The organism is Nocardia sp. NBC_00565 (genome assembly GCF_036345915.1).
Taxonomy (GTDB): Bacteria; Actinomycetota; Actinomycetes; order Mycobacteriales; family Mycobacteriaceae; genus Nocardia.
On the sequence record NZ_CP107785.1, the window covers coordinates 4,729,239 to 4,731,024 of the forward strand.

The 1,786-nt window shown below is 68.5% G+C and carries 1 protein-coding gene; it reads left to right on the plus strand.

What is annotated here, in order from left to right; all coding sequences use genetic code 11:
* Positions 1–135 precede the first annotated feature (135 nt).
* The gene (locus tag OG874_RS22485; RefSeq protein WP_330257094.1) at positions 136–1,785 is read left to right on the plus strand and encodes a hypothetical protein; all 1,650 of its coding nucleotides are present in this window, start codon (positions 136–138) and stop codon (positions 1,783–1,785) included.
* Position 1,786: the final 1 nt, after the last annotated feature.

A 1,786-nucleotide genomic window follows, 5' to 3' on the forward strand; every position in this document is an offset into this window, starting at 1 on the left:
CGTGGTGGCGGATCAGCGACCACCTTCGCCCCCCGGATATCCCCAGTGTTGGGAACATCGCACAGTGGGAGTCCGGCCGACTACGGCAAAATGATCTCCTCAGTTCCCCTCACGCAAGATTGAGGATCGCGGGCCATGGATCAATCGTTGCGGGTCGATGTGGACCGGCTGCGAACGCTGGCCCTGGACATGAGTGCCATGGCCGACGGCGCGCGGCAAGAGCTGACGACACTGAAGGCCGCACTCACCGCGGAGGGCGAGTGCTGGGGTAATGACGAGCCTGGACGAACATTCGGCGAACAGTACGAACCCGCGGCCAAGAACGGACTCACCGGGTTTCAGAACCTGGTCGATCGCCTGCAGCAGATGAGCGGCGCGCTCTCCGGCACCGCGGAAACCTTCGAAAACCAGGACTTGGAAACCGCTGCCGAAATCAGCGATCCCACGCCGACCGGATTCACTTCCGAACCGACGAGTTACATTCCGAACCAGCCCACGTCGATCGCGCCATCGTCCGACCAGCCGAGCACGCAGACCCAAAATGTCACCCCGTCGGCATCCTCGCCCACCGATTCGACATCGTCCCCCACCGTGTCGCCATCATCGCCTACCGCGTCGGAACCGATCCCCGGTGTCAGCGCCATACCCGGCGCGGCCGATGTTCCCGGTGTTCCGTATCAGCCCGCACAGTCGCAGGACCAGGCGCAGAGCAATCCCGGCTCGACGGTCCCGTCGACGTCCGATCAAGACCAGAGCGACCGCGCCGCATCGACCGAAAATCAGCCGATACCCGGCACGGCGATACCCCCTGCGGCCGCCGCGGCCGCCACCTCCGACACACCCGCGCAAAGCCCCGCCGCCGGCAAGGCCGCGGGAACGCCCTGGTCGAGGCCAACGACCGGCATGCCGTGGCAGCAATCCCCGACCGGCACACCGTGGCCGCGCAACGGAAGCCGCCGACCCGGACAAGTCATTCCCCCGCGCCGCGCCGATGCCGCGCCGAAGCCCGACCCTGCCCGCGGCGCCACCAAGCCGCGGCGGTCCAAATCCGAACCGGCACAAGCCAAGCGCAAGCCGGTGCAGACCGATGCGGCGGCCTTGGCGGCCGCTCGCGTGCTCGCCGCCCGGTACGGCTTCCGGATCGTCGGGTTCGACACCTCGGGTATCGGGGAGCAGACCGTTGCCGAACTTGCCGCGGCCATCGACGATGTGCTCGGCAGATACCCGTTCATCGCCCTCGGCGGAATCGAGATCACCGAACTCGCCGACGGCGCGGTATCGCGCGTGACCTGGGACCGCCCCGATGACGACGCGAGCACTGCGGCATGGATCCTGCTCGACCGGCGCACGGTGGCCGACCCCGCCCGCCTGACCGAAAAGGTCAGCGCGGCAACGCGATCCGGACAGATGGTCGCGGGATCCGGGGAACGGCCGATGCATTCGACCATCGTCCACGATCTGGGCCGGATCGTGACGGCGGCGGTGCCGCGGGCGCGGCGGCTGGCGCAGCGGGCCCTGATCACCGAGTACCACCGGATCAGTGGGCCGTGGCAGCGCGCTGACACGTTGGCCGGTGTCGTGGCCGGCTATCGGGTGTGGCGGGCCCAGTTGAGCCGGGGCTGCTTCACGGATGGCCGGTGGGATCCGGGGCCGGGGTTGGTTCTGGGTTTCGCTGAGGTTGTGGTGTGTGGTGCGCGTGCTTGCGGGCCGGCGGGGGTGCTGCACAGGTTGGTGGTCGAGATCGCGCGGGGACAGTCCGACGCCGGTGCAGGGGCTGAGGCCTGAG

Coding starts and splice junctions, on each gene's coding strand:
- OG874_RS22485 (WP_330257094.1), top strand. CDS start 136: ATGGATCAATCGTTGCGGGTCGATGTGGACCGGCTGCGAACGCTGGCC.